The 23,200-nt window shown below is 71.7% G+C and carries 24 protein-coding genes; 13 read left to right on the top strand and 11 right to left on the bottom strand.

Features of this window, described 5'->3' with window-relative positions:
* Positions 1–66 precede the first annotated feature (66 nt).
* The 3 genes from dxs to ACI3EY_RS07465 are packed head-to-tail and all read left to right on the top strand — an operon-like array spanning position 67 to position 4,193.
* The gene (gene dxs / locus ACI3EY_RS07475; protein WP_405039969.1) at positions 67–1,995 is read left to right on the top strand and encodes a 1-deoxy-D-xylulose-5-phosphate synthase; all 1,929 of its coding nucleotides are present in this window, start codon (positions 67–69) and stop codon (positions 1,993–1,995) included.
* Between the two features lie 7 nt (positions 1,996–2,002).
* Entirely contained in the window at positions 2,003–2,968 is a 966-nt protein-coding gene (locus tag ACI3EY_RS07470) for a diacylglycerol/lipid kinase family protein (RefSeq protein WP_405039968.1), read from the top strand.
* Positions 2,969–3,017: 49 nt separating this feature from the next.
* Positions 3,018–4,193 carry a hypothetical protein gene (locus tag ACI3EY_RS07465; RefSeq protein WP_405039967.1) on the top strand — a complete coding sequence of 392 codons (1,176 nt, stop codon included), beginning with the start codon at positions 3,018–3,020 and terminating at the stop codon, positions 4,191–4,193.
* Here the strand turns inward: ACI3EY_RS07465 and ACI3EY_RS07460 are convergent.
* The 4 genes from ACI3EY_RS07460 to ACI3EY_RS07445 are packed head-to-tail and all read right to left on the bottom strand — an operon-like array spanning position 4,190 to position 8,061.
* Complete coding sequence (locus tag ACI3EY_RS07460) at positions 4,190–4,945, bottom strand: iron ABC transporter ATP-binding protein (RefSeq protein WP_405039966.1); 756 nt, start codon at positions 4,943–4,945, stop codon at positions 4,190–4,192. The two genes, ACI3EY_RS07465 and ACI3EY_RS07460, sit on opposite strands and share 4 nt — an antisense overlap.
* The gene (locus tag ACI3EY_RS07455) at positions 4,942–6,015 is read right to left on the bottom strand and encodes an iron chelate uptake ABC transporter family permease subunit (protein ID WP_405039965.1); all 1,074 of its coding nucleotides are present in this window, start codon (positions 6,013–6,015) and stop codon (positions 4,942–4,944) included. The genes ACI3EY_RS07460 and ACI3EY_RS07455 overlap by 4 nt, the downstream gene beginning before the upstream one ends.
* Positions 6,008–7,021, bottom strand: coding sequence for an ABC transporter permease (locus ACI3EY_RS07450; protein WP_405038091.1), 1,014 nt, complete (start codon positions 7,019–7,021; stop codon positions 6,008–6,010). Before ACI3EY_RS07450 ends, ACI3EY_RS07455 begins: the two co-directional genes overlap by 8 nt.
* Positions 7,022–7,044: 23 nt before the next feature.
* On the bottom strand, positions 7,045–8,061 hold the full coding sequence (locus ACI3EY_RS07445; RefSeq protein WP_405038092.1) for a siderophore ABC transporter substrate-binding protein: 1,017 nt from the start codon (positions 8,059–8,061) through the stop codon (positions 7,045–7,047).
* Positions 8,062–8,148: 87 nt separating this feature from the next.
* Between ACI3EY_RS07445 and ACI3EY_RS07440 the strand changes: the two genes are divergently transcribed.
* On the top strand, positions 8,149–8,625 hold the full coding sequence (locus ACI3EY_RS07440) for a DUF3253 domain-containing protein (protein WP_405039964.1): 477 nt from the start codon (positions 8,149–8,151) through the stop codon (positions 8,623–8,625).
* On the opposite strand, the gene ACI3EY_RS07435 is transcribed toward ACI3EY_RS07440, so the two are convergent.
* Positions 8,610–9,482 (bottom strand): serine protein kinase RIO, encoded by an 873-nt coding sequence (locus tag ACI3EY_RS07435; RefSeq protein ID WP_405039963.1) that lies wholly within the window; start codon positions 9,480–9,482, stop codon positions 8,610–8,612. The genes ACI3EY_RS07440 and ACI3EY_RS07435 overlap by 16 nt on opposite strands.
* A gap of 207 nt (positions 9,483–9,689) precedes the next feature.
* Between ACI3EY_RS07435 and ACI3EY_RS07430 the strand changes: the two genes are divergently transcribed.
* Entirely contained in the window at positions 9,690–10,010 is a 321-nt protein-coding gene (locus ACI3EY_RS07430) for a putative quinol monooxygenase (RefSeq protein ID WP_405038095.1), read from the top strand.
* Here ACI3EY_RS07430 and ACI3EY_RS07425 read toward each other — a convergent pair whose 3' ends face one another.
* The 4 genes from ACI3EY_RS07425 to ACI3EY_RS07410 form a co-directional block, all read right to left on the bottom strand.
* Positions 10,011–11,621 (bottom strand): Na+/H+ antiporter NhaC family protein, encoded by a 1,611-nt coding sequence (locus ACI3EY_RS07425; protein ID WP_405038096.1) that lies wholly within the window; start codon positions 11,619–11,621, stop codon positions 10,011–10,013.
* A gap of 71 nt (positions 11,622–11,692) precedes the next feature.
* Complete coding sequence (locus tag ACI3EY_RS07420) at positions 11,693–13,198, bottom strand: tripartite tricarboxylate transporter permease (protein WP_405038097.1); 1,506 nt, start codon at positions 13,196–13,198, stop codon at positions 11,693–11,695.
* A gap of 1 nt (position 13,199) precedes the next feature.
* Entirely contained in the window at positions 13,200–13,721 is a 522-nt protein-coding gene (locus tag ACI3EY_RS07415) for a tripartite tricarboxylate transporter TctB family protein (protein WP_405039962.1), read from the bottom strand.
* Positions 13,718–14,725, bottom strand: a complete 1,008-nt coding sequence (locus ACI3EY_RS07410; protein ID WP_405039961.1) for a Bug family tripartite tricarboxylate transporter substrate binding protein — start codon at positions 14,723–14,725, stop codon at positions 13,718–13,720. The genes ACI3EY_RS07415 and ACI3EY_RS07410 overlap by 4 nt, the downstream gene beginning before the upstream one ends.
* 97 nt (positions 14,726–14,822) lie before the next feature.
* On the opposite strand from ACI3EY_RS07410, the gene ACI3EY_RS07405 reads away from it, so the two are divergent.
* Positions 14,823–15,191 carry a universal stress protein gene (locus ACI3EY_RS07405; protein WP_405039960.1) on the top strand — a complete coding sequence of 123 codons (369 nt, stop codon included), beginning with the start codon at positions 14,823–14,825 and terminating at the stop codon, positions 15,189–15,191.
* A 25-nt stretch (positions 15,192–15,216) separates the two neighbouring features.
* A complete protein-coding gene (locus ACI3EY_RS07400; protein ID WP_405038101.1) occupies positions 15,217–15,996 on the top strand; it encodes an inositol monophosphatase family protein in 780 nt (259 codons plus the stop codon).
* Here ACI3EY_RS07400 and ACI3EY_RS07395 read toward each other — a convergent pair.
* Together ACI3EY_RS07395 and ACI3EY_RS07390 are read right to left on the bottom strand one after the other, a co-directional pair.
* Positions 15,969–16,397, bottom strand: coding sequence for a DUF2304 domain-containing protein (locus tag ACI3EY_RS07395; RefSeq protein ID WP_405038102.1), 429 nt, complete (start codon positions 16,395–16,397; stop codon positions 15,969–15,971). The genes ACI3EY_RS07400 and ACI3EY_RS07395 overlap by 28 nt on opposite strands.
* 9 nt (positions 16,398–16,406) lie before the next feature.
* Entirely contained in the window at positions 16,407–17,090 is a 684-nt protein-coding gene (locus ACI3EY_RS07390) for a glycosyltransferase family 2 protein (protein ID WP_405038103.1), read from the bottom strand.
* 36 nt (positions 17,091–17,126) lie between these two features.
* Here ACI3EY_RS07390 and ACI3EY_RS07385 point away from each other — a divergent pair, with 36 nt between their 5' ends.
* From ACI3EY_RS07385 to ACI3EY_RS07360, 6 genes are all read left to right on the top strand, one after another.
* Positions 17,127–17,744 (top strand): acyltransferase, encoded by a 618-nt coding sequence (locus tag ACI3EY_RS07385; RefSeq protein WP_405038104.1) that lies wholly within the window; start codon positions 17,127–17,129, stop codon positions 17,742–17,744.
* Complete coding sequence (locus ACI3EY_RS07380) at positions 17,737–18,861, top strand: DegT/DnrJ/EryC1/StrS family aminotransferase (protein ID WP_405039959.1); 1,125 nt, start codon at positions 17,737–17,739, stop codon at positions 18,859–18,861. The genes ACI3EY_RS07385 and ACI3EY_RS07380 overlap by 8 nt, the downstream gene beginning before the upstream one ends.
* Positions 18,861–19,874 carry a Gfo/Idh/MocA family protein gene (locus ACI3EY_RS07375; RefSeq protein WP_405038106.1) on the top strand — a complete coding sequence of 338 codons (1,014 nt, stop codon included), beginning with the start codon at positions 18,861–18,863 and terminating at the stop codon, positions 19,872–19,874. The genes ACI3EY_RS07380 and ACI3EY_RS07375 overlap by 1 nt, the downstream gene beginning before the upstream one ends.
* 66 nt (positions 19,875–19,940) lie before the next feature.
* Positions 19,941–21,206: a glycosyltransferase gene (locus tag ACI3EY_RS07370; protein ID WP_405039958.1), complete on the top strand. Its 1,266-nt coding sequence runs from the start codon at positions 19,941–19,943 to the stop codon at positions 21,204–21,206.
* A gap of 75 nt (positions 21,207–21,281) precedes the next feature.
* Positions 21,282–22,496 (top strand): formaldehyde dehydrogenase, glutathione-independent, encoded by a 1,215-nt coding sequence (gene fdhA, locus ACI3EY_RS07365; RefSeq protein ID WP_405039957.1) that lies wholly within the window; start codon positions 21,282–21,284, stop codon positions 22,494–22,496.
* A gap of 114 nt (positions 22,497–22,610) precedes the next feature.
* Positions 22,611–23,114: a DnaJ family domain-containing protein gene (locus ACI3EY_RS07360; protein ID WP_405038109.1), complete on the top strand. Its 504-nt coding sequence runs from the start codon at positions 22,611–22,613 to the stop codon at positions 23,112–23,114.
* The last annotated feature ends 86 nt before the right edge of the window (positions 23,115–23,200 follow it).

Below are 23,200 nucleotides of genomic sequence, written 5' to 3'. Positions count from 1 at the left end.
ATCCCCAGGTACGGAGCCGTACACTGGAGGGGTTGTCCCGCCGTCGAGACCAGCAAGGATGAGCCCGTGCCCCTGATGCGGACGATCACCGGTCCCGCGGACCTCAAGGCCCTGACCCCGACCCAGGCACAGGCCCTGGCCGCGGAGATCCGCGCCTACCTCATCTCCTCGGTCTCCCAGACCGGTGGGCACCTGGGACCCAACCTCGGGGTGGTCGAGCTGACCATCGCCCTGCACCGGGTCTTCGACTCGCCGCGGGACACCCTGCTCTTCGACACCGGGCACATCTCCTACGTGCACAAGCTGCTCACCGGCCGGCACGACTTCTCCACGCTGCGCAAGCAGGGCGGCCTCTCGGGCTACCCCAGCCGGGCCGAGTCCGACCACGACGTCGTGGAGAACTCGCACGCCAGCACCTCCCTGTCCTGGGCGATCGGCATCGCCACCGGGCGCCAGCTGCGGGGCCAGGGCGACCGGCACACCGTCGCGGTGATCGGCGACGGCGCGCTCACCGGGGGCATGGTCTGGGAGGCGCTGAACAACATCGCCGACCAGCGGGACCTGCCGCTCATCATCGTCATCAACGACAACGAACGCTCCTACGCGCCGACCCGGGGCGGGATGGCCGACTACCTGGCCTCGCTGCGGGCGACCCAGGAGTACGAGACGGTGCTCTCCTGGGGCAAGCGTCAGCTGACCCGGACCCCGGTCGTCGGCCGGCAGGTCTACGAGACGCTGCACGGCATGAAGAAGGGCCTCAAGGACATCGTCAGCCCGCAGGGGCTGTTCGAGGACCTGGGGCTGAAGTACCTGGGCCCGGTCGACGGGCACGACATCGAGGCGATGGAGACCGCGCTGCGCCGGGCGCACGACTTCGGCGGGGTGGTGCTGGTGCACGCCCTCACCGAGAAGGGTCACGGCTACGACCCCGCCACCGCCGACGAGGCCGACCGCTTCCACGCGGTGGGCAAGATCAACCCCGAGACGGGGCTGCCGCTGGAGCTCTCCGGGCGCGCCTGGACCGACGAGTTCAGCGACGAGCTGGTGCGCCTGGGACGAGAGCGTGAGGACATCGTCGCGCTGACCGCCGCGATGCTCATCCCGGTGGGGCTGCAGCCCTTCGCCGAGCGCTTCCCGGACAGGGTCTTCGACGTGGGGATCGCCGAGCAGCACGCGGTCGCGATGGCCTCCGGGCTGTCCTTCGCCGGGCTGCACCCGGTGGTCTGCCTGTACGCGACCTTCCTCAACCGTGCCTTCGACCAGCTGCTGATGGACTGCGCGCTGCACCGGCAGGGGGTCACCTTCGTGCTGGACCGGGCCGGGATCACCGGCAGCGACGGCGCCAGCCACAACGGTATGTGGGACCTCACCCTGCTCGGGATCGTGCCGGGGATCCGGGTGGCCGCGCCGCGCGACGGCCAGCAGGTCGCGATCGCGCTGCGGGAGGCCGTGGACATCGACGACGGGCCCTCCGTGGTGCGCTTCCCCAAGGGCAGCGTCGGTGCCCCGATCGAGGCGGTGCGCCGGATCGGCGGGCTGGACGTGCTCCGTGACCCCCAGTCCGTGACGGCCGACGCCGACGCCGACGCCGACGCCGGGCTGGACCTGCTCGTGGTCGGGGTCGGGTCGATGGTGCAGACCGCCCTGGAGGTCGCCGACAAGATGCACGCCGAGGGCCGCCGCACGATGGTGGTCGACCCGCGCTGGGTGCTCCCGGTCAGCCCCGAGCTGGTCGAGCTGGCCCGGGGCGCCGCGCACGTCGCGGTGATCGAGGACAACATCGTCGGCGGTATCGCCGGCGCCCTCACCCGTGCCCTCGAGGAGGCCGGGCCCGGCCACCGGGACGGCGACGGTTCCACCACCGCGACACCCCCGGTGCACGGGTACGGCATACCCGTCGAGTTCCTCGACCACGGGTCGCGTGACCAGGTCCTGGAACGGATCGGCCTCACCCCCGACCGGGTCGCCACCGCCCTGTCCGCGCAGCTGGCCTGAGCGACCCGTGCCGCGGGTCGCGCTGGTGCTCAACCCGGCCGCCCGCGGTGCCGGGGCGGCCCGGGTGCACGTCGAGCGCGCCTGCGCCGGCGCCGGGCTGGAGCCGCCGTGGGTGCTGAGGACCACGCGTGCGGACCCGGGCCGCGGTCAGGCAAAGGAGGCTCTCGCCGCCGGCTGCCACCGGGTGGTCGTCGCCGGTGGAGACGGCACGGTCCGTGAGGTCGCCGGGGTGCTGGCCCGGGCCGCCCCGGCGACGAGCGCGGGGGAGCCGCCGGTGCTGGGGGTGTTCCCGGCCGGGACCGCGAACCTCGCCGCCCGCGGCCTGGGCGTGCCCCTGGCCGCGCCGGGTCGTGCCGCCCGCCGGGCGGTCACCGGCCCCCCTCGGACCGTGGACCTGGGGCAGGTGCAGCTGCGGTCCTCGGACGGGGCGACCAGGACGCTGTCCTTCCTCGTCCTCGTCGGGGTCGGGCACGACGCCCGGACGCTCGCGGAGCTCGACCCGGCGGCCAAGGCGCGCCTCGGCTGGCTGGCCTACCTCACACCGGGAGTGCGGCGGCTGACCAGTGCCGCCCGACCGGTGAGGGTCCGCCTCGACGGGGGACAGGAGCGGACCGAGCAGGTGTGGAGCGTGCTCGCGGTGAACACCGCGCGCCTGCCGCTGAGGATGCAGGTGGTCCCGGGGGCCAGGATGGACGACGGGTTGCTGCACGTGGTGCTGGTGGCACCCCGGCACCTGGCCGACTGGGGGAGGGTGCTGCGCAGCGGGGCCCGGGTCCCGCTCGGGCGACGGTCACGGCCCGACCTCGACCACCCGGCGCTGCGCCACCGCCACGGCCGGGTGCTGGAGCTGGGACTGCAGGAGGCGGGGCCGGTGCAGGTGGACGGTGACGTGGTGCCGGATATCCTCGGGGCGCGGATCGAGGTGCTGCCCGGTGCGCTGCGGGTCGCCGGCCCGACCGGCGCCCGCCGGTGAGCAGACCCCCCCTCCGCCGCCTCGCACGACGACCTTCACCAGGAGCGACATGGACCCGCGCGCCATCCACCTCACCACGCTGACCTCGGGCTGGCGGACCGGCGACGACGAGCAGGCCCGGGTGCTCCGGATCCTGGAGCAGGTGCCGCCGGAGCAGCTCGACACCGTGCTGGCCGGGCTCGACCCGGAGCAGCTGCTGGGGGCGCTGAGCGACCGCGGTGCGGGGAGGGCATACCTGAGCGGGGTCCTCGACCTGCTGCTGGTGAGGCGGCGCGAGGCGCTGTCCGTGCCGGTGCTGGCCGGGCTCGTCGCGGCGCTGCACCGGGGCCGCACCCCGCGGCACCACCAGGAGCTGCTCGTCGACGTGCTCCGGGCCACCGAGGGCCGCGACTTCCACGACCTGAAGTACCGGATCAACGCCAGCGGGGACCGTCACGACCTGGAGCAGCTGGTCTTCCACGACCTGGACGAGGACCTGCAGGACCTGCTGCTGGAGCACCTCGCCGAGCAGGCCGGTGTCGACCCCACCTCCGACCTGCGCATCCTGTGCGACATCGACGACACCACCCGCTGCATGCTGCACGACGACCGCTACCCACGGGGGATCATCTACCCCGGCGTGGTCCAGCTGCTCCTCGAGCTGGACCAGGGGGCGGTGACCGACCCCGCGCGGGTCGGCGACCTGACCTTCGTCACCGCCCGCCCGGGCGGACCGCTGGGCCTGTTCGAGCGCTACACCCGGGACGGCCTCTCCGGGCTGGGGCTGCCGCCGCACACCGTGCTCGGCGGGTCGCTGCTGAACCTGCACACCAAGGCGGCCATCACCCGGCGCAAGTTGGAGAACATGGAGCGGGACCGGCTGCTCTTCCCCGAGTGCCGGATGGTCTTCATCGGGGACAGCGGCCAGGCGGACGGCGAGGTGGGGGCGCAGATGCGCACCCGGGCGCCCGAGCACATCGTCGGCACCCTGCTGCACGACGTCAGCGGGCTGGGGCAGGCCGAGCGGGAGGCCTGGGCGCAGCGGGGCGTGCAGGTCTTCGACACGTATGCGGGTGCCGCCGCGCACGCGGCGCGGTGGGGGTTGATCACGGTGGAGCAGGCCCGCCGGGTGGCCGACGCCGTGCGCACCGGCCTCGCCGTGCTGGAGCTGTCGACCGAGCAGCGGCGGTTGCTGGAGGACCGGCTGGCCGCGGACGACGCGGCGATCGAGGCGCTGGGCGCCTAGTAGTACACCGCGAGTGGGCCGTCCGGTCCGGCGATGACCTGCACCGGGGTGTGGAAGATCCTGGTCAGGGTGCTGTCGGTGAGGATCTGCTCGGGAGGCCCGGCCTCGGTGATCTCCCCGTCGTTCATCGCGATGATCCAGTCGGCGTACCGGGCGGCGAAGTTGATGTCGTGCAGCACGATGACCACGGTCCGGCCGAGCTCGTCGGCGGCCCGCCGGAGCTGGCGCATCATCTGCACCGAGTGCTGCATGTCCAGGTTGTTGAGCGGCTCGTCCAGCAGCACGTACTCGGTGTCCTGGGCCAGCACCATCGCCACGTAGGCGCGCTGGCGCTGACCGCCGGACAGCTGGTCGAGGTAGCGGTGCTCCAGCGCGGTGAGGTCCAGGAAGTCGATGGCGTCGCTGATGTGCTCCTCGTCCACCGTGGTCAGCCGCCCCTGGGAGTGCGGGAAGCGGCCGAAGCCGACCAGCTGGCGCACCGTCAGCCGGGCGATGAAGTGGTTCTCCTGGCGCAGCACCGACAGGATGGTGGCGACCGTACGCGACGGGGTGCGGGAGATGTCGTGCCCGGCGACCTCGATCCGGCCCTCGTCGAGGTCGAGCAGCCGGCCGATCATGGTGAGCACGGTGGACTTGCCGGCACCGTTGGGCCCGATCAGTGCGGTGATCCCGCCGGCCTTGATCCGGGTGGTCACCGGACCGATCCGGGTGTCGGTGCCGTACTGCTTGGTGACGTCGGTGAGGGTGATCACAACCGGCCCTTTCGCACGATGTGGACGAGGAACACGAGGCCGCCGACGAGCTCGACGATGATGGTGACCATCCCCTGGGCGTAGAACACGTGCCGCAGCACGAAGTAGGCGCCGCCGAGCACGACGTAGCCCAGCAGGAAGGCCATCGGCAGCAGCAGCCGGTGGTCGTAGGTGTCGGCGAGCTGATAGGCCAGCATCGCGACCAGGAAGCCCAGGAAGGTCATCGGTCCGACCAGGGCGGTCGTCATCGCCATCAGCACCGAGACCAGCAGCAGCACCAGCATCACCTCGCGCCGGTGGTTCAGCCCCAGGTTGGTGGTGGGTTCCCGGCCCAGCGCCAGCACGTCGAGGCGGCGAGCCCGCGCCAGCAGCACACCGCCGGCGACCAGGGCGATCGGGATGGCCCAGGGCAGGTACTCGGCGTCGGCGTTGCCGACGTTGCCGAACAGCCGGGCGGTGAGGATGTCGAACTCGCTGGGCGTCAGCAGTCGCTGCATGAACGTGGACAGCGCCCCGAGCCCACCGCCGAGGATGACCCCGACCAGCAGCATGATGTGGATGTCCCCGAAACGGCCGGAGAGCAGCCACCCGTAGAGCGCGGTGGCCAGGGCCACCATCAGGGCGGCCTGCAGCAGGAACTGGTGGGTGCCGGTGACCAGCAGCACCCCGGAGGCGCCGAAGACGAAGACCGCGCCGGTCTGGATGAGCACGTAGAGCGCCTCGAACCCCATGATCGAGGGGGTGATGATCCGGTTGCCGGTGGCCGTCTGGAAGCTCACGGTGGCGAACGCGTGGCAGAACGCCACCACGAGGATGACCAGCACGCTGCTGACCCGCAGGTCCACGATCCGCCAGTAGCCGTCGGTGCCGACGTCCATCGGGTTGCCGTAGGTGAGCAGGCCCACGGTGATCGCCAGCGCCAGCGTGCCGAGCACCGCCATGGTGGCCACGTAGCGGCGGCGGTGGCTGCGCGTGGTGAAGGGCCCGGAGCGGCGCTCCGCCGTGGCGGTCGGGGTGCTCCGGGGGCTCCCGGTGCCGGCTCTGCCGGTCAGGGTGGTCGTCTCAGGCACGGCGCTGCCTGATCACGAGAAGGGCGATGAAGAAGAAGGCGCCGAGGACGCCGAGGATCAGCGACACCGGGACCTCGAAGGGCATGATCACGGTGCGCCCGAGGATGTCGCAGACGGTGACCACCCAGACGCCGAGCAGGCATACCCACGGCAGGTTGCTGCGCAGGTCGTCGCCGCGGATGAGGGACACGACGTTGGGCACGATCAGCCCCAGGAACGGCAGCGCCCCGATCACCACGGTCACCACCCCGGTGGCGACGGCGACCATGGCCACGCCGAGCAGGATCACCCGGTCGTAGTTGACCCCGACGTTGGTGGCGATCTCCTTGCCCAGGCCGGCGACCGTCAGCCGGTCGGCGATCAGGAAGACCAGCACCGTGACGGCCAGCACGATCCAGAGCATCTCGTAGCGGCCGCGGACCACGGAGGTGAAGGACCCGGCGAACCAGATGCCCATCTGCTGGAGCATGTCGGTCGACAGCGCCAGGAAGGTCGAGACGGCGCCCACGACGGCCCCGATCATGATGCCGACGATCGGCACGATCAGGGACGAGCGCAGCGACACCCGGCGCAGGAAGGCGAAGAACACCATGGTCCCGATGAAGGCCATCACGACCGCGCCGACCATCCGGGTGCCCAGGCTGGCGCCCGGGACGAGGATCATCACCAGCAGCAGCCCCAGCCCGGCCCACTCGGTGGTGCCGGTGGTGGTCGGCTCGACGAAACGGTTCTGGGTGAGCAGCTGCATGACGAGGCCGCACATCGACATCGCCGCCCCGGCCAGCACCAGCGAGATGGTGCGGGGGATGCGGGTGATGGCGAACATCTCCCAACCGTCCTCGGTCCCGGTGATGTCGTAGACGCCGACCGAGAGGGAGAGGACCAGCAGGGCGAGGGTGGCCACCACGGCCAGCGGGACGACGATCCGGCTCCGCAGCCGGCCCGGCGGGGAGCCCGCCGGGCCGGCTGCCGGGCGACCGGCGCGTCCCGTCGTTGTCGTTGTCACGGGGTATGCCGCGCGTCGGCGGGTCAGCTGCCGCCCATGGCGTCCGCGACGGAGTCGAAGAAGGCGGTGTAGGCCTGGATGTCCTCGGTCAGGTAGAAGTCGGCCGGCAGGTAGACGATGTTGCCCTCCTGCACCGCGGTGACGTTCTGCAGGGCGGCCGACTCGCTGATGAGCTCCTCCGCGCCGGAGAACTCCGCACCCTCGGCGGCGATGGCCGCGTCGCGGTCCATCACCAGCAGCCAGTCCGGGTTCGCCTCGGCGATGGCCTCGACCGAGATGTCGTCGCCGTGCGAGGTGTCGTCGGCGGCCTGCTCGAGCGCGGGGTTCAGGTCCAGGGTCTCGAAGACCGGCCCGATCGAGCGACCGGTGACCGGGGCCACGTAGGAGATGTCGCCGCCGGAGGTGAGCAGGCCCATCACGGTCTGCTCGGGATCGTAGGCCTCCGTGGCCCGCTCGATCGACGCCTCCAGGTCGGCGACCAGCTCGGCGGCGCCGTCCTGATGACCCAGGGCCTCGCCGACCAGGGTGATCTGCCGAGCCAGCTCCTCCTCGAGGGCACCCTCGGGGTCCGTGCTGGTGTCCACCATCACGGCGTCCGGGACCAGCTCGGTGATGTCCGCGTAGTGGCTCTCGAAGCGGTAGCCGTTGAGGACCAGGTCCGGATCGGCCGCGACCAAGCCCTCCATGTCCGGCTCGCCGTGGTTGCCGAGGTTGATCACGTCCTCGTCGGAGGCGTAGGACAGGTCGCCGGGGAAGATGTCCAGCGGGGCGGCGACGACGTCGACGCCCCAGGCGTCCATCGCCCGGACCACCCGGTTGTCGGTGACCACGACGCGCTCGGCAGGGGAGGGGACCTCGACGGTTCCCTGGAAGTCGGTGACCTGCACGGTGCCCGACTGCTGGTCGGCGGATCCCTCCGCGGCGTCGTCACCGCCTGCGGCGGGGGCGGACCCGGCGTCGGAGCCGCACGCGGCCAGGGTGACGAGGGCGACGGTCGCCGTGACCACGGGGGCGAGACGGAGGTGGCGCGGGTGCTGCATGACAGGGATCTCCTCGGTAAGGGACAGGCTCAGGGGGTGAAACTGAGGTAACCCTAACCTAAGCAGGAATAGGCACAAGGAGGTCTCATGAAATGTGAGAAGCGCCACCTTCCCAGCCGGCCCGGGGAGGTCCGCAGGGACGCCGACTACGGTGGCCCGATGGAGCACGAGCCCAAGATCTGCGTCGCCTGCGGCCGGCGGATCGAGTGGCGCAAGAAGTGGGAGCGCGACTGGGAGCAGGTGCGCTACTGCTCGGCCGCATGTCGCCGGCGTGGGGTCGGCGACGTCGACCGTGCCCTGGAGGGGGCCATCGGCGACCTGCTCTCGCGGCGCGCCCGCACCGCGACCATCTGCCCCTCCGAGGCGGCCCGACGGGTGGCCGCGGACACCGGCGACGAGTGGCGCGACCTGATGGAGCCGGCGCGGCGCGCCGCGCGTCGCCTGGTGGCCGCCGGTGAGGTCGAGATCGTCCAGGCAGGCGCCGTCGTGGACCCCTCGACCACTCGCGGACCGATCCGGGTACGGAGGTCGGCCGGCACCGCGCAGGGTCACCCGCGGGGGTGACCGCGCGTCGCCTCGGCGAAGAGCTCCTCCGCGTCGGCCTCGACACCCCGCTGCCCGAACCAGCGGGCCACCGTGGAGCAGTCCCGGTGCAGCAGCGCGGGACCCTGCGGGTTGGCCACGACGTCGACCACCTGCGGCAGGTCGATGACGACCAGTGTCTCCTGGTGGACCAGCAGGTTGTAGGCGGACAGGTCCCCGTGCGCCCAGCCCAGCTCGGCGAGCTGGAGCACGACCCGCCGGGTCTGCTCCCAGAGGTGGGCCATCAGCGGCGGGTCCGCCTGGACCTGGGCGAGCCGTGGCGCGGCCAGCCCGTCCGGGTCGCCGATGAACTCCATAAGCAGCTCGGTCCCGTCGAGGGAGACCGGATAAGGGACAGGTACGCCGTGCGCCCAGGTGGTGCGCAGCGCCTCCCACTCGGCGTACGCCCAGCGGCCGGCGGCCACCCGACGGCCGTAGGCGGTGCCCTTCGCGAGCGCACGCTGGTCCCGGGAGCGTCGCACACCCCGGCCCTCGGCATACACCGTGCTGCGGTGGAAGGTGCGGTGGTGGGTGTCCCGGAACCGCTTGGCGGCGAGCAGGCAGGTGGCCTCGGTGTTGTGGCCCGGGATGCCGGCGGCGCGCTCCAGCAGGAAGACGTCGGCCTCCTTGCCGGTCTTGAGCACGCCGAGCTCGGTGTCGAGCGCACCGGCGTCCTGGACGACCCAGGTCGGGACGGGGGCGGGTCCGCGGTTACCCGCCACGACGTCCCAGTAGGTCGTCGGCCGCTGGTCAGCGGTGAGGTGCTCGGCCGCGTCGAGCGGCCGGTAGTCGAAGACGAAGAACGGGTCGATGTCACCCGTCCGGGGGTGAGGGTGCACTGGTGCTCCTGCAAGGGTGAAGGGCGTGGGCGACGATCGCGCCACGGGAAGCGGGACGAGACATCGGTTGCCTCCCTTCCTTGCCGGAGCACGCGGGGTGCGCGCTCACTCAGGTGGTGAGCCTGCCGCGGACCCCCGGTGCCACGCAACACCTTTTCCGCGCCGCTCCGTTTGACCGGGGCGGGGTATGCCGGAGAGCATCACGACATGTACCTCATCGTCGTGAAGTTCCCGGTCAAGCCCGAGTCCGCAGGCCGGTGGCCACAGATCGTCTCCGACTACACCAGCGCGTGCCGCAGCGAGGAGGGCAACCTCTTCTTCGAGTGGTCACGCTCCCTGGAGGACCCGAACGAGTTCGTCCTGGTCGAGGGGTTCACCGACGAGGGCGCCGCCGCGCACGTCGAGAGCCCGCACTTCACCGAGGGCATCGAGGCGATGCGCCCGCACCTCACCGCCACCCCGAAGATCCTCTCCCGGCAGGTCGAGGGCGACGGATGGGACGCGATGGGCGAGCTGCAGATCGACTGATCAGCTGAGCGCCCGCTCCGCCTGCTGGTCCTGCGGGATCTCCTCCTCGAGCCGGCGGACCATGGTCTTGCCGATGACCGCGAAGGCGACCAGCCCGAGCGCCACCGCCGCCAGACCGACCACGGTGCTCGTGGTCAGCGCGTAGGCGACGTAGCCCACCAGCGCGATCACCGCACCGATGACGGCATACGGCAGCTGGGTGGTGACGTGGGTGATGACGTTGCAGCTGGCGCCGGTGCTGGACAGGATCGTGGTGTCGCTGATGGGGGAGCAGTGGTCTCCCCAGACGGCACCGGCCAGCACCGCGCCGAAGGCCGCGAGCAGCAGCTCCGGGCCGCCCTCGACGTTGTTCATGATGTCGCCGGCGATCGGCAGCAGGATCCCGAACGAGCCCCACGAGGTGCCCGTCGAGAACGCCATCGCCCCCGCCAGCACGAACATCACCGGGATCAGCCACTGCGGCGGCAGGTTGGCGCTCTCCACCAGCCCGCCGAGGTACTCACCGGTGCCCAGGTCGCCGATCAGCGAACCGAGGATCCACGCCAGCACCAGGATGTACACCGCCGGGAGCATCGACTGCAGCCCGCCCCAGACGCCCTTGCCGAGCGTCGCCCCGGAGAACTTGGGGTTGCTGGAGGTGTAGCGCACGTAGTAGTAGACGGCCGCGACCAGCCCGAGGAGGCCGCCGTAGAGCAGCGCGTCGGTGACCAGCGTGTTCGCCAGGATGTCGAGCACCGCCCAGCTGCCCCCAGCGCTGTAGCCCGTCCACACGATGCCCCCGAGGACGCCGACGACCAGCAGCAGGAACGGGATGACCAGGGCGCGCTTGGCGCCCGGCTGGTGCACAGGGAGGTCCTCGGCCAGCTCGCCGGGGATCTCCTCGCTCGCGTCGTAGGTCTGCCCCTCGGCGATCGCCCGGCGTTCCTCCTTGCGCATCGGACCGATGTCGATCTGCAGGCCCACCACGATCCAGACGACGGCGATGGCGGCGATCGCGTAGAAGTTCATCGCGGCGGCGCCGAGGAAGGCCTCGACGTCGCTGATGGTGAGGGCGGAGGCGGCCACCAGCGGGGCCATGATCCCGATGATGCTGGCGCCCCAGCTGGAGAACGGTGCCAGCACGGCGACCGGGGCCGAGGTGGAGTCGATGAGGTAGGCGAGCTTGGCACGGGCGACGTGGTGCCGGTCGGTGACCGGCTTGGACACCTGCCCCACGGCGAGGGCGTTGAAGTAGTCGTCGATGAAGATGATGATGCCGAGCGTGGCGGGCAGGACCTGCGCGCCGCGGCGGGTCCGGATCCGCTGGATGGCCCAGTCGGAGAAGGCCTGGCTGCCGCCGGACATCATGATGAGGGCGGCGATGATCCCGAGCAGCAGGGTGAACACCAGGATGTAGACGTAGTAGGTGTTGACCGCGCCCTCCTCCCAGAAGACGCCGGCGAAGGACGTCCAGATCAGGCCCAAGGCCTCGATCGGGTTGAGGTCGGTCACCAGCAGCGCGCTGGCCAGCACACCGGCCCCCAGGCTGAGGAGGACCTTCTTCGTCGCGATCACCAGGACGATCGCGACGAGCGGCGGCAGGATCGTCAGGATGGGAAGGGAATCGGTCACGGGTGGGCCTCCTAGCCTCAGGCCCGTCAGGCTAGTGCAGCGGGTAACGTGTCGTCATCATCCCGCGCCGCTCAGACGTCCGAACGGCGCCGGTTCACCAGCCGGGTCCGGACCGTGATGATCAGGACCACGGCGAGGATGCCGTAGAGCGCCCAGGTGATCGGGCTGGCGACGAAGGTCGTGTAGTCGCCGTTGGAGGAGAGCAGTGCGTCCCGCATGCTCGACTCGGCCAGGGGGCCTAGCACCATCCCGATCATCAGCGGGGCCAGCGGGATGCCGAAGCGTCGCAGCGCGAAGCCGATGACGCCGATGAAGAGCAGCAGGAACAGGTCGAACCGTGCCGCGGAGAGGGCATACACCCCCAGCCCGCAGAAGACGGTGATCCCGGCGTACAGGTACGGCGGGGGGATGAGCAGCAGCTTGGACCACAGCTGGGCGAACGGCAGGTTGATGACCAGCAGCACCACGAGGGCCACGAAGAAGCTGGCGAGCAGGGCCCAGACCAGGTCGGGACGGTTGACGAAGAGCTGCGGACCGGGCTGGATGCCGTACTGCCGGAAGGCGGCGAGCATGATCGCGGCGGTCGCCGAGACCGGCAGCCCGAGGGCGAGCAGCGCCCCCATCGCCGTCCCTGTGGTCGCGTTGCCGGCGGCCTCCGGTGCCGCCAGACCGCGGATGGCGCCCTTGCCGAAGAGGGGGGTGGCGCGGCGCCGGTCGAGCCGGCGCTCCACGTCGTAGGCCATGAAGGTGGGGACCTCGGAGCCGCCTACCGGGATGACGCCGAAGGGCAGCCCGATGGCGGTGCCGCGGGCCCAGGCGGGCGCGGCCTCCTTGAACTCGGCCTTGGACAGCCAGGCGCGTCCGCCGGCCTTCATCGCGACCGTCTTCGGGTCGCGGCGGACCCGGGACGCGATGTGGAAGACCTCGCCCAGGGCGAGCACCGCCACGGTGACGGTGACCAGGGACACGCCGTCGAACATCTCGGGTATGCCGAGGGTCGCCCGTTCGGTGCCGGTCGTGGTGTCGATGCCGATGGTGGCGATCCCCAGGCCGATGACCAGCGAGGCGAGGCCCTTGGTGGCGGAGTCCCCGACGATGGAGGAGGTGGCGACGAAGGCGAACACCGCCAGCGCGAAGAACTCGGCCGCCCCGAAGTTGTTCGAGAGGTCGGCCAGGGTCGGGGCCAGGAAGACCACGACCACCGAGGCGCAGAAGCCCCCGATGAAGGCGCCGATGGCCGCGGTGGCGAGGGCCTGCGGTGCCCGGCCGTCCTTGGCCATCCGGTGGCCCTCGAAGGTGGAGGCGATCGCGGAGGCCTGGCCGGGGGTGTTCATCAGGATGGCCATCGTGGAGTCGCCGAAGAGCCCGCCGAAGTAGACCCCGGCGAACATGATGAACGCCGAGGTGGGGTCCAGGGCGAAAGTCATCGGCAGCAGCAGGGCGACCGCCATCGAGCTGCCGAGGCCGGGCATCACGCCCACGGCGGTGCCGAGCAGGCAGCCGATGACGACCCAGAGCAGGTTCATCGGGGTCAGGGCGCCGGCGAAGCCGTCCATGAGCAGCGAGATCGACTCCATATCAGAACCCCCCGAGGAAGCCGGACGGCAGGTTCAGCCCGAGGCCCTGGCTGAAGGCCAGGTAGACGAGGGACGAGAAGAGCAGGGCCAGGCTGATGTCGAAGAGCGGGCGCAGGGAGCCGATCCCTCGTGCGACGCACCAGAACAGGAGGCCGGCGGCCAGGATCCACCCGAGGATCTCGATGGTCACCGCGAAGACGAGGAAACCGCCGACGCACCAGGCGACCGCCTGCCAGTCGGTGAACGTCCGGTGCGGACGGTCGCCGGTCTCCTCCGGCGGCTCCGGGTGGCGAAGGTAGTGGACGGTGAGCAGCAGCGCGATCAGGTACCCGGCGACGATGAGGATGGTCGGGAAGAACCGGGGCCCTGGGAAGTCGGTGCCCTCGGGCACCTCCATCGTGAGTACCCCGACCAGCAGGTAGGTGCTGAAGGCAGCGACGATCCCGGGAACCACCAGCCCGGCACGCCCGTGCCAGAACCCCTGGTCCTCGCGCGCGGTGGCCGTGCCCGGGGAGGCGCTCACAGACCCAGCTCCTGCACCAGGGCCTCGATCTGCGCGGTGTCCTCCTCGAGGAACTGCTCCAGCTCGGGACCGGTGAGGAAGACGTCGGTCCACAGGTTGCGGTCCATCGCGTCCTGCCACTCCGCGCTCTCGGCGGTCTCGGTGAGGATCGCCTCCAGCTCGGCGAACTGCTCGTCGGTGATGCCCGCGGGGGCAAGGTAGCCCCGCCAGTTGGTCATCGCTACGTCGTAGCCCTGCTCGATCAGGGTGGGCAGGTCGATGCCCTCGACCCGCTCGGGGGAGACGATGGCCAGCCCCCGCATGTTCCCCGCCTCGATCTGCGACGCGAACTCGGTGTAGCCGGAGACCGCCGCCTCGGCCCCACCCGAGTTCACCACCTGGATGGCCTCGCCACCCCCGGACTGGGGGATGTAGGTGATGTCCGCCGGGTCGATCCCGACCTCGAGAGCCAGGTCGGCCACGATCAGGTGGTCCAGGCCGCCGGCCGAGCCCCCGGTGAAGGGGAACGCTGCGGGGTCTTGCTGCCAGTCCGCGATCAGCTCGTCGATGGTCCGGTACGGCGAGTCGGCGGGGACCACGATGATGTCGTACTCCTCGGAGACCCGGGCGATCGGACGGACGTCGTCGAAGGTGACCGGTGACTCGTTCAGCGCGATCGCCCCGGTCATCACGGTGCCGGTGGTGAGCAGGTTCGTGGCCTCGCCCTCCATCGTCGAGAACTTTCCGAGCCCGATGGTGCCGCCGGCGCCGGGGATGTTGACGACGGTGGCGTTGTTGACGATGCCGTTGGAGCGCATGGCCGCCTGCTGCTCACGGGTGAAGGTGTCCCACCCGCCGCCGGCACCGGCCGGGGCGATCAGGGTGAGGGTCGAGCGGAGGTCCTCGCCGCTGTGCGCGGAACGCACCGACGCGGTGAGCGCCCAGCCGACGACCAGGGCCGCGACCACCCCGTAGACGACCATCGCCCACCCGGGACGCGAGCGCCCCACCTGTGCCCCGCTCATCCGTGCCCCTTTGCGTGTCGGCGTGTGCGACTACTATCACTGACGCAAGGTCAAGAGACAAGCAACATCTGACACCCCACCGAGAGCGGGAACACCCATGACCGTGGTGCTGGCCTGGACGACGACGCCCGAGGGACAGGCCGCCCAGGAGGCGGCCCTGAGCGAGGCCGCCCGGCGCGGCCTGGACCTGGTGGTGGTGCCGGTGGAGGAGGGTGCCCCGACGCCCGACCTGCACGCCGACGGGGTCGACGTCAGGGTGCGGCACCCGGACCGCCGCGACCGGGACGTGGTCGGAGACTTCCTCGACATCGCGGCGGAGGAGGAGGCCTCGCTGGTGGTGATCGGGGTCCGCCACCGCTCGGCCGTGGGCAAGCTGCTGCTGGGATCGGTGGCCCAGCAGATCCTGCTGGAGTCGGCCGCCCCCGTGCTGGCTGTCAAGGGCAGAACACCTGCGCGGGAGGCCTGACCGGTCGGCGTGACAGGGTAGGGGCGTGGCCCTGGACACCGAGACCGTGCTGACCCTGCTGCAGGACGTCGCGGCGGAGGTGATCACACCACGGTTCCGGATGCTGGCCGAGCACGAGGTGGGCTCCAAGTCGCATCCCGGGGACCTGGTCACGGTCGCCGACCGGGAGTCCGAGGTGCTCATCACCCGGGCGCTGAGCAGGGCATACCCCGACGCGGCGATCCTGGGGGAGGAGGCCTTCGCCGAGGACCCATCGCTGATGGACGACTTCCGGGCCGCCGAGCACGCCTTCACGGTCGACCCGGTCGACGGCACCCGCAACTTCGTGCACGGCTCGCCGGACCACGCGGTGATGGTCGCCGAGACTCGGTCCGGGGTCACCGTCCGGGCCTGGATCTGGCAGCCCCAGCACGAGCTGGCCTACGTCGCCGAGCTCGGCGCCGGCACGACCCGCAACGGGGAGCAGCTGCCGCGGCTGGACGTGGGCGACGACCCCGCCCGCTGGCGGCTGCGGACCTCCGCCCCGGCCCGGGTGGGGGAGGAGCTGGTCGGGGCGCCGGCGATGGAGCTGACCTGGCTGAGCTGCGGCATCGACTACCCGAAGCTGGCCGAAGGGGTCTGCGACGCGCTGCTCTACCGCAGCACCCGCCCGTGGGACCACGTCCCGGGGGCACTCATGGTGAGCGAGCTCGGGGGGACGGTCGGCTCCACCGACGGGGAGCGCTACGGGCCGCGCAGCGACCCGGCCGCCCTGGTGGCGACCGGCTCACCGGGTCTCTACGAGCGGCTCGTCCGGGAGTCCTGAGGTCCCTCGGACCGGCTTCCGGAAGCGCCGGGGCGTGCGGCGGGGCCGGGGTGCTCGGTGCTGTCGTGCACCGCGGCCCGCAGCGACAGCTCCCGGGCCAGCGTGGTGACCTGCTGCTCCAGCTGACGCATCCGGCGGTACGAGGCCGCGACGTACCCGAGGAAGACCACGGTCAGGCCGTAGAGCAGCAGGTCGGCACCGCGCCCCACCCCGAGCAGCTGCGCCACCTGGGTGAGCAGTCGCGGGAAGAGGATCGCCATCGCCGCCAGCACCACGAAACCGATGAGCAGCAACCGGCGGACCGCCTGGTGCCGGACGCCGGCGGTGGAGCGGGTGAGCATCGCGGTGACCACCACCACGGCGACCAGCAGGACGATCTTGATGACCGGTTGGTCGAGCACGTCAGCTCCTCACTTCAGGATGGTGTCGACGAGGATGTTCACCGAGTTCATCAGCGACTGGCCCTTGGCCCGGCTGTAGTCGGTGTAGAGCACGTGCACCGGCTGCTCCGCCCACGGCAGCCGGGTCCGCCCCAGCTGGAGCACGATCTCGGTGGCGTGCGCCATCCGGTTCTGCCGCAGGTCGAGCCGCTCGGCCGCGTCCCGGCGGATGACCCGCAGCCCGTTGTGCGCGTCGGTGAGCTTCATCCCCGTCTGCTGGTTGGTCAGCCAGACCGCCAGCTTGAGGACCACCCGCTTCAGCCGCCCCGGCTGGGTGCGGTCGTCCAGGAACCGGGAGCCGAAGACGACGGCCAGGTCCTCCTCCTTGGCCCGCTGCACCATGTCCGCCGCGTCCGCCGCCCGGTGCTGGCCGTCCGCGTCGAAGGTGACCAGGTATGCCGCGTCCGTCGCCTCCAGCACGTAGCGCAACCCCGTCTGCAGGGCAGCCCCCTGACCCAGGTTGAACGGGTGCTGGACGACGACCGCCCCCGCCTCCCGGGCCCGGTCGGCCGAGCCGTCGGTAGAGGCGTCGTCCACGCAGACCACGTGCGGGAAGACCTGACGCGCCTGCTCGAGCACCTGCCCGATGACGCTCGCCTCGTTGAAGAGGGGGATCACCAGCCAGGCGTCCTCCTGCGCGGGCGATAGAGTCATGGGTGCATTGTCCCTCACCGCAACGCTGGGAGTCCCGTGACGACACGCATCGTCGACAGCGCCGATGTGGCCTCGAGCGCCACCGTCGGTGACGGAAGCTCGATCTGGCACCTCGCCCAGGTCCGCGAGGACGCCGTGCTGGGCGCCGGGTGCGTCATCGGCCGCGGCGCCTACGTGGGCACCGGGGTCCGGATGGGCGACCACTGCAAGGTCCAGAACTACGCCCTGGTCTACGAGCCGGCCCGCCTCGGGCACGGTGTCTTCGTCGGCCCCGCCGTGGTGCTCACCAACGACACCTTCCCCCGCGCGGTGAACCCGGACGGCTCGCTCAAGGCGGCCAGCGACTGGGACGCGGTCGGGGTCACCGTGGGGGACGGCGCTGCGATCGGCGCCCGCGCGGTCTGCGTGGCCCCGGTCTCGATCGGCGCCTGGGCCACCGTCGCCGCCGGTGCCGTGGTCACCGCCGACGTCCCGGCGCACGCCCTGGTGGTGGGGGTCCCGGCCCGCCAGGTCGGCTGGGTCGGGCACGCCGGCCGCCCGCTGGAGCCGACCGGCACCCAGGGGGAGTGGCGCTGCCCGCAGGAGGGCACGACATACCGTGAGAGCGAGGGCGCCATGACCCTGATCGAGTCCCCCGAGGAGAACGATGACTGAGCAGTCCATGATCCCTGCCGCCAAGCCGATCATCGGCGACGACGAGCGGGCCGCGGTCGACCGGGTGCTGCGCTCCGGGATGGTCGCGCAGGGCCCCGAGGTGGCGGCCTTCGAGGAGGAGTTCGGTGCCCAGCTGGTGGGGGGCAGGACCTGTGTGGCGGTGAACTCAGGGACCTCCGGGCTGCACCTGGGGCTGCTGGCCTGCGGGATCGGTGCCGGCGACGAGGTCATCGTGCCGAGCTTCACCTTCGCGGCGACCGCGAACGCGGTGGCGCTGACCGGTGCGACGCCGGTCTTCGCGGACATCAGCGCGGACACCTTCAACCTGGACCCGGCCTCGGTCCGGGCCGCGGTCACCGACCGGACGGCCGCGGTGATGCCGGTGCACCTGTACGGCCACCCCGCCGACATGGACGCGCTGCGGGCGGTTACCGCCGAGGCCGGCGTCCAGCTCTTCGAGGACGCGGCGCAGGCGCACGGCGCGACGTACCACGGCACCCCGGTGGGCGGCTTCGGCTCGTTCGCGATGTTCAGCCTCTACCCGACCAAGAACATGACCTCCGGTGAGGGCGGCATGGTCTCCTGCGCCGACGAGGAGGTGGCGCGCGGGGTGCGGTTGCTGCGCAACCAGGGGATGGAGAAGCAGTACGCCAACGAGGTCATCGGGCTGAACAACCGGATGACCGACATCCACGCCGCGATCGGGCGGGTGCAGCTGACCAAGGTGGCGGCCTGGACGCAGGCCCGCCAGGAGAACGCGGCCTGGCTGGACGAGCACCTGGGCTCGGTGCCGGGCGTGCTCACCCCGGTGGTGCGCGAGGGCTGCACGCACGTCTACCACCAGTACACGATCCGGCTCGAGGGTGCGTCGGCGGCCGAGCGGGACGCGGCGGTGACGGCCTTGCGTGAGGAGCACCGGGTGGGGTGCGGTGTGTACTACCCGACGCCGAACCACGAGCTGGTCTCGCTGTCCCGGTTCGCCCCGGCGCACGAGCTGCCGGAGACGGCACGGGCTGCGGCCGAGGTGATCAGCCTGCCGGTGCACCCGTCGCTGACCCAGGAGGACCTGGAGCGGGTCGGGGCCTCGGTGGCGGCGGTGGCCGGGGCGGGCGCCTGATGCCCGTGGTGGGCACCCTCGCCGAGGGCACCCCGATCCGGATGGGGGTCATCGGGCTGGGCTCGATGGGTCGCCACCACGCCCGGGTGATCCGTGAGGTCGAGGGGATGGACCTGGTCGCGGTCGCCGACCCCTACGGGGACAAGCACGGGGTGGCCAAGGACCTGGCCGTGCAGCCGGACGTGCAGGCGCTGATCGCGCAGGGCATCGACGCCGCGATGGTCGCGGTGCCGACCTACCTGCACGAGGAGGTCGCGCTGGCCCTGGCGGAGGCCGGGGTGCACACCATGGTGGAGAAGCCGATCGCGGCGACCGCGGAGTCCGGGGCCCGGGTGGCCCGGGCCTTCGAGGAGGCCGGTCTGGTCGGTGCCGTGGGCTACGTGGAACGGTGCAACCCGGCGCTGCTGGAGATGCGTCGGCGGATCGCGGACGGTGAGCTCGGCGAGGTCTACCAGATCACCACCTCCCGCCAGGGCCCGTTCCCGGCCCGGATCGCGGACGTGGGCGTGGTCAAGGACCTGGCCACCCACGACATCGACCTGACCTCGTGGATTGCGCGTTCGCCGTACGCGAGCGTGGCCGGGCAGGTGAGCCACCGCTCCGGGCGCGAGCACGAGGACATGGTGGTGGCGACCGGTCGGCTGCGCAACGGGATCATCGTCTCGCACGTGGTGAACTGGCTGTCCCCGCTCAAGGTGCGCGAGACGATCGCCACCGGGGAGAAGGGCGCCTTCATCGCGAACACCCTGCACGGCGACCTCACCTTCGTGGCCAACGGCGACGTGCGCAGCGAGTGGGACAAGGTGTCCGTCTTCCGCGGGGTCTCCGAGGGTGACTCGATCCGGTACGCCATCGCCCAGCGGGAGCCGCTGCGGGTGGAGCAGGAGAACTTCCGGGACGCGCTGTGGGGCCGGGCCTCCGACGTGGTGTCGATGGCCGAGGGCGTGCACACGCTGCAAGTGGTGGAGGCCGTGCTCGAGTCCGCCGCCACCGGCCAGACCTCCGCCCTGTGACCTCTCTCTCCACCGAGCGTCGTTGATGGTTGCTCCCAGCACCACCGGGCGTCGGCTGTGGTTGCCGTGAGCACCGACCGGACGCCGCTCGTGGTGGTCGCGACCCGGATCTTCGCCCCCGAGGCCGCGGCGGCGACGTTCCGGCTGGGCGCGCTGGTCCGCTCGCTCGGCGAGCACGCCCGGGTCCGGGTCCTCACCGCGACCGCCCCGCCGGCACTGCGCGACCGGCCTGCCGACGCCCCCGAGACGACCGGAGGTGCCACCGTCTCCCGCTGGCCGGTGCTGCGGGACGCGTCCGGGTATGTCCGTGGCTACCTTCCCTACCTGTCCTTCGACCTGCCGCTCGGCGCGCGGCTGCTCACCGGTCCGCGCCCGGACGTGGTCGTCGTCGAGCCGCCGCCCACCACCGGGGCCGTCACCCGGGTCGCGCTGGCCGTCCGCGGTCTCCTCGGCGGGCGCATCCCCTACGTCTACTACGCGGCCGACGTCTGGTCGGACGCGACCGCGTCGATGGGTGCCCCGGCCGCGGTGGTCCGGGTGATGCGTCTGGTGGAGACCTTCGCGCTGCGCGGGGCCCGCGACGTCGTGGCCGTCTCCGAGGGCGTCGCCGAGCGGGTCCGCGCCCTCGCCGGTCCGGGCGCCCCGGTGACGGTGGTCCCCAACGGCATCGACACGGAGGTCTTCAACCCCGACGGTGAGCGGCACCCGGACGCGCCGGGGACGGCATACCTGGTGTATGCCGGGACCGCCTCGGAGTGGCAGGGCGCCGAGGTCTTCGCCGAGGCGATGCGCGAGGTCGTGCGTCAGGTGCCCGACGCACGGGCCGTCTTCCTCGGCCAGGGCGCCTCCTGGCCGGCCCTGCAGCGGGTGGCCGACGATCTCGCGCCAGGGGCCATCGAGCTGCGTCCTCTGGTGCCGCCGGCCGTGGCCGCCGCCTGGCTTCGGGGTGCCGCGGCCGCGCTGGTCAGCGTGCGGCCAGGGGTGGGCTACGACTTCGCCTACCCGACCAAGGTCATCGCCGCGCTCGCCTGCGGTGCCCCGGTCGTCTTCGCCGGCCCGGGCCCGGCCGCCGCGGACGTCGCCGAGCACCGGCTGGGGGCGGCGGTGGCGCACGACGTCGGCCAGGTGGCGGCTGCGATGGTCGAGGCGCTGCGGTCGGACCGTGGCCGGGGCAGCCATCGCGGCACCGACCCAGACGAGGCCGCCGAGGCCGCCGACGAAGCCCTCGACGAGGCCGCCGAACGGGACCGTCGGGTGGCCTGGGTACGGGAGCACCGCAGCCTCGCCGCCACCGGCAGATCGGCGGCTGCGGTGGTGCTGCGGCTGCGCTAGCGTGAGGAGCCCATCGGCGGCGGCCCGCTGACAACGACGCCCGCGCCCACCGTCGCCACGAAGGATGTGTTCCCCATGGCAGGCAACCGCGGCATCGCATACATGGGCACCGGCAAGACCGAGGTGCAGTCGATCGACTACCCCACCTTCGTGCTCCAGGACGGGCCGGGGGTGAACCCGGACAACGTCGGACGGCAGGTGCCGCACGGCGCCATCCTCAAGGTGGTCACCACCAACATCTGCGGCTCCGACCAGCACATGGTCCGCGGCCGGACGACCGCCCCCGAGGGCCTCATCCTCGGCCACGAGATCACCGGTGAGGTCGTGGAGGTCGGCCCGGGCGTCGAGTTCATCACGGAGGGCGACCTGTGCTCGGTGCCCTTCAACATCGCCTGCGGGCGCTGCTGGAACTGCAAGGAGCGCAAGACCGGCATCTGCCTCAACGTGAACCCCGACCGGCCCGGCAGCGCCTACGGCTACGTCGACATGGGCGGCTGGGTCGGTGGCCAGGCGGAGTACGTCATGGTGCCCTATGCCGACTGGAACCTGCTGCGCTTCCCGGACAAGGACCAGGCGATGGAGAAGATCTTGGACCTGACCATGCTCTCGGACATCTTCCCCACCGGCTTCCACGGTGCCGTCAGCGCCGGGGTGGGCGTCGGCTCCACCGTGTACGTCGCCGGTGCCGGGCCGGTGGGCCTGGCGGCGGCGGCCTCGGCCCAGCTGCTCGGTGCGGCCGTGGTGGTGGTCGGTGACCTCAACGAGGACCGGCTCGCCCAGGCACGGTCGTTCGGCTGCGAGACCGTGGACGTCAGCAAGGGTGACATCGGTGAGCAGCTGGCCCAGCTGCTCGGTGAGCCCGAGGTGGACTGCGGTGTGGACGCCGTCGGTTTCGAGGCCCGTGGGCACGGTGCCGGTGCCGGCGAGGAACAGCCCGCGGCGGTGCTCAACTCGCTGATGACCATCACCAAGGCCGGCGGCGGGCTCGGCATCCCCGGGCTCTACGTCACCGGTGACCCGGGCGGTGTCGACGACGCGGCCAAGGAGGGCTCGCTGTCGCTGCGGCTGGGTCTGGGCTGGGCCAAGTCGCACTTCTTCATGACCGGCCAGTGCCCGGTGATGACGTACCACAAGGGCCTGATGCGGGCGATCCTGCACGACCGGGTCCAGATCGCCAAGGCGGTCAACGCCACCACGGTGTCCCTGGACGACGCCCCGGCGGCTTATGCCGATTGCGACTCCGGGGTCGCGAAGAAGTACGTCATCGACCCGCACGGGATGGTCGCCTGACGCTGGAGCAGGAACGGTGTGTCACATCCGTCGCCAGGGGCACGGATGTGACACCCCGTTTCCGCGCAGGGGTGCTGTGGCACAGTGGTGAGAGGAACGGAGGAGGGAGCAGCGATGAGCAGGTGGGGCAGGCCAGGGGAGCGGCCGGGGGCACCGGACGCACAGGAGCAGCTGCGGGAGCAGCGGGTGACCAAGGACCGGCCACCGGCCGCCGCGACCGCCCGCGCGGTGCACTCCTGGGTGGACCAGACCATCGAGCAGGCCCAGCGCCAGGGGGCGTTCGACAACCTGCCCGGGGCAGGGAAGCCGTTGCGGGACGTGGACACCCGCGCCGACCCCGACTGGTGGGTCAAGAGCCTCATCCAGCGTGAGCAGCTCGACCTGTCCGGCGCGATGCCCGGGGTCATGCAGCTGCGCCGGGAGAAGGCCACCTACCCGCAGTCGCTGTATGCCCTGCAGGACGAGATCGCGGTCCGCGCGGTCGTCCAGGACTTCAACGAGCGGGTGCTCGCCGACCGCCGGCGCCCGCACGCCGGCGCCGGGTCACCGCCCATCGTGGGCAGGCTCGACGTCGAGGAGATGGTGCAGGCCTGGCGGGAGGGCCGCGACCGGTCCTGACGCCTGGCGGGCCTGCGTGCGCAGGTCAACGACCGCGACCAGGTCAACTACGCTGAGGCGACCTGCGAGCGGACCGGTGAGGAGTC

Origin of the sequence: Serinicoccus shuyuelongi (assembly GCF_045032955.1) — a bacterium.
Classification (GTDB): domain Bacteria; phylum Actinomycetota; class Actinomycetes; order Actinomycetales; family Dermatophilaceae; genus Ornithinicoccus.
The sequence above is the reverse complement of the archived record's forward strand: the minus strand, read 5'-3'. Positions and strand labels throughout refer to the sequence as shown.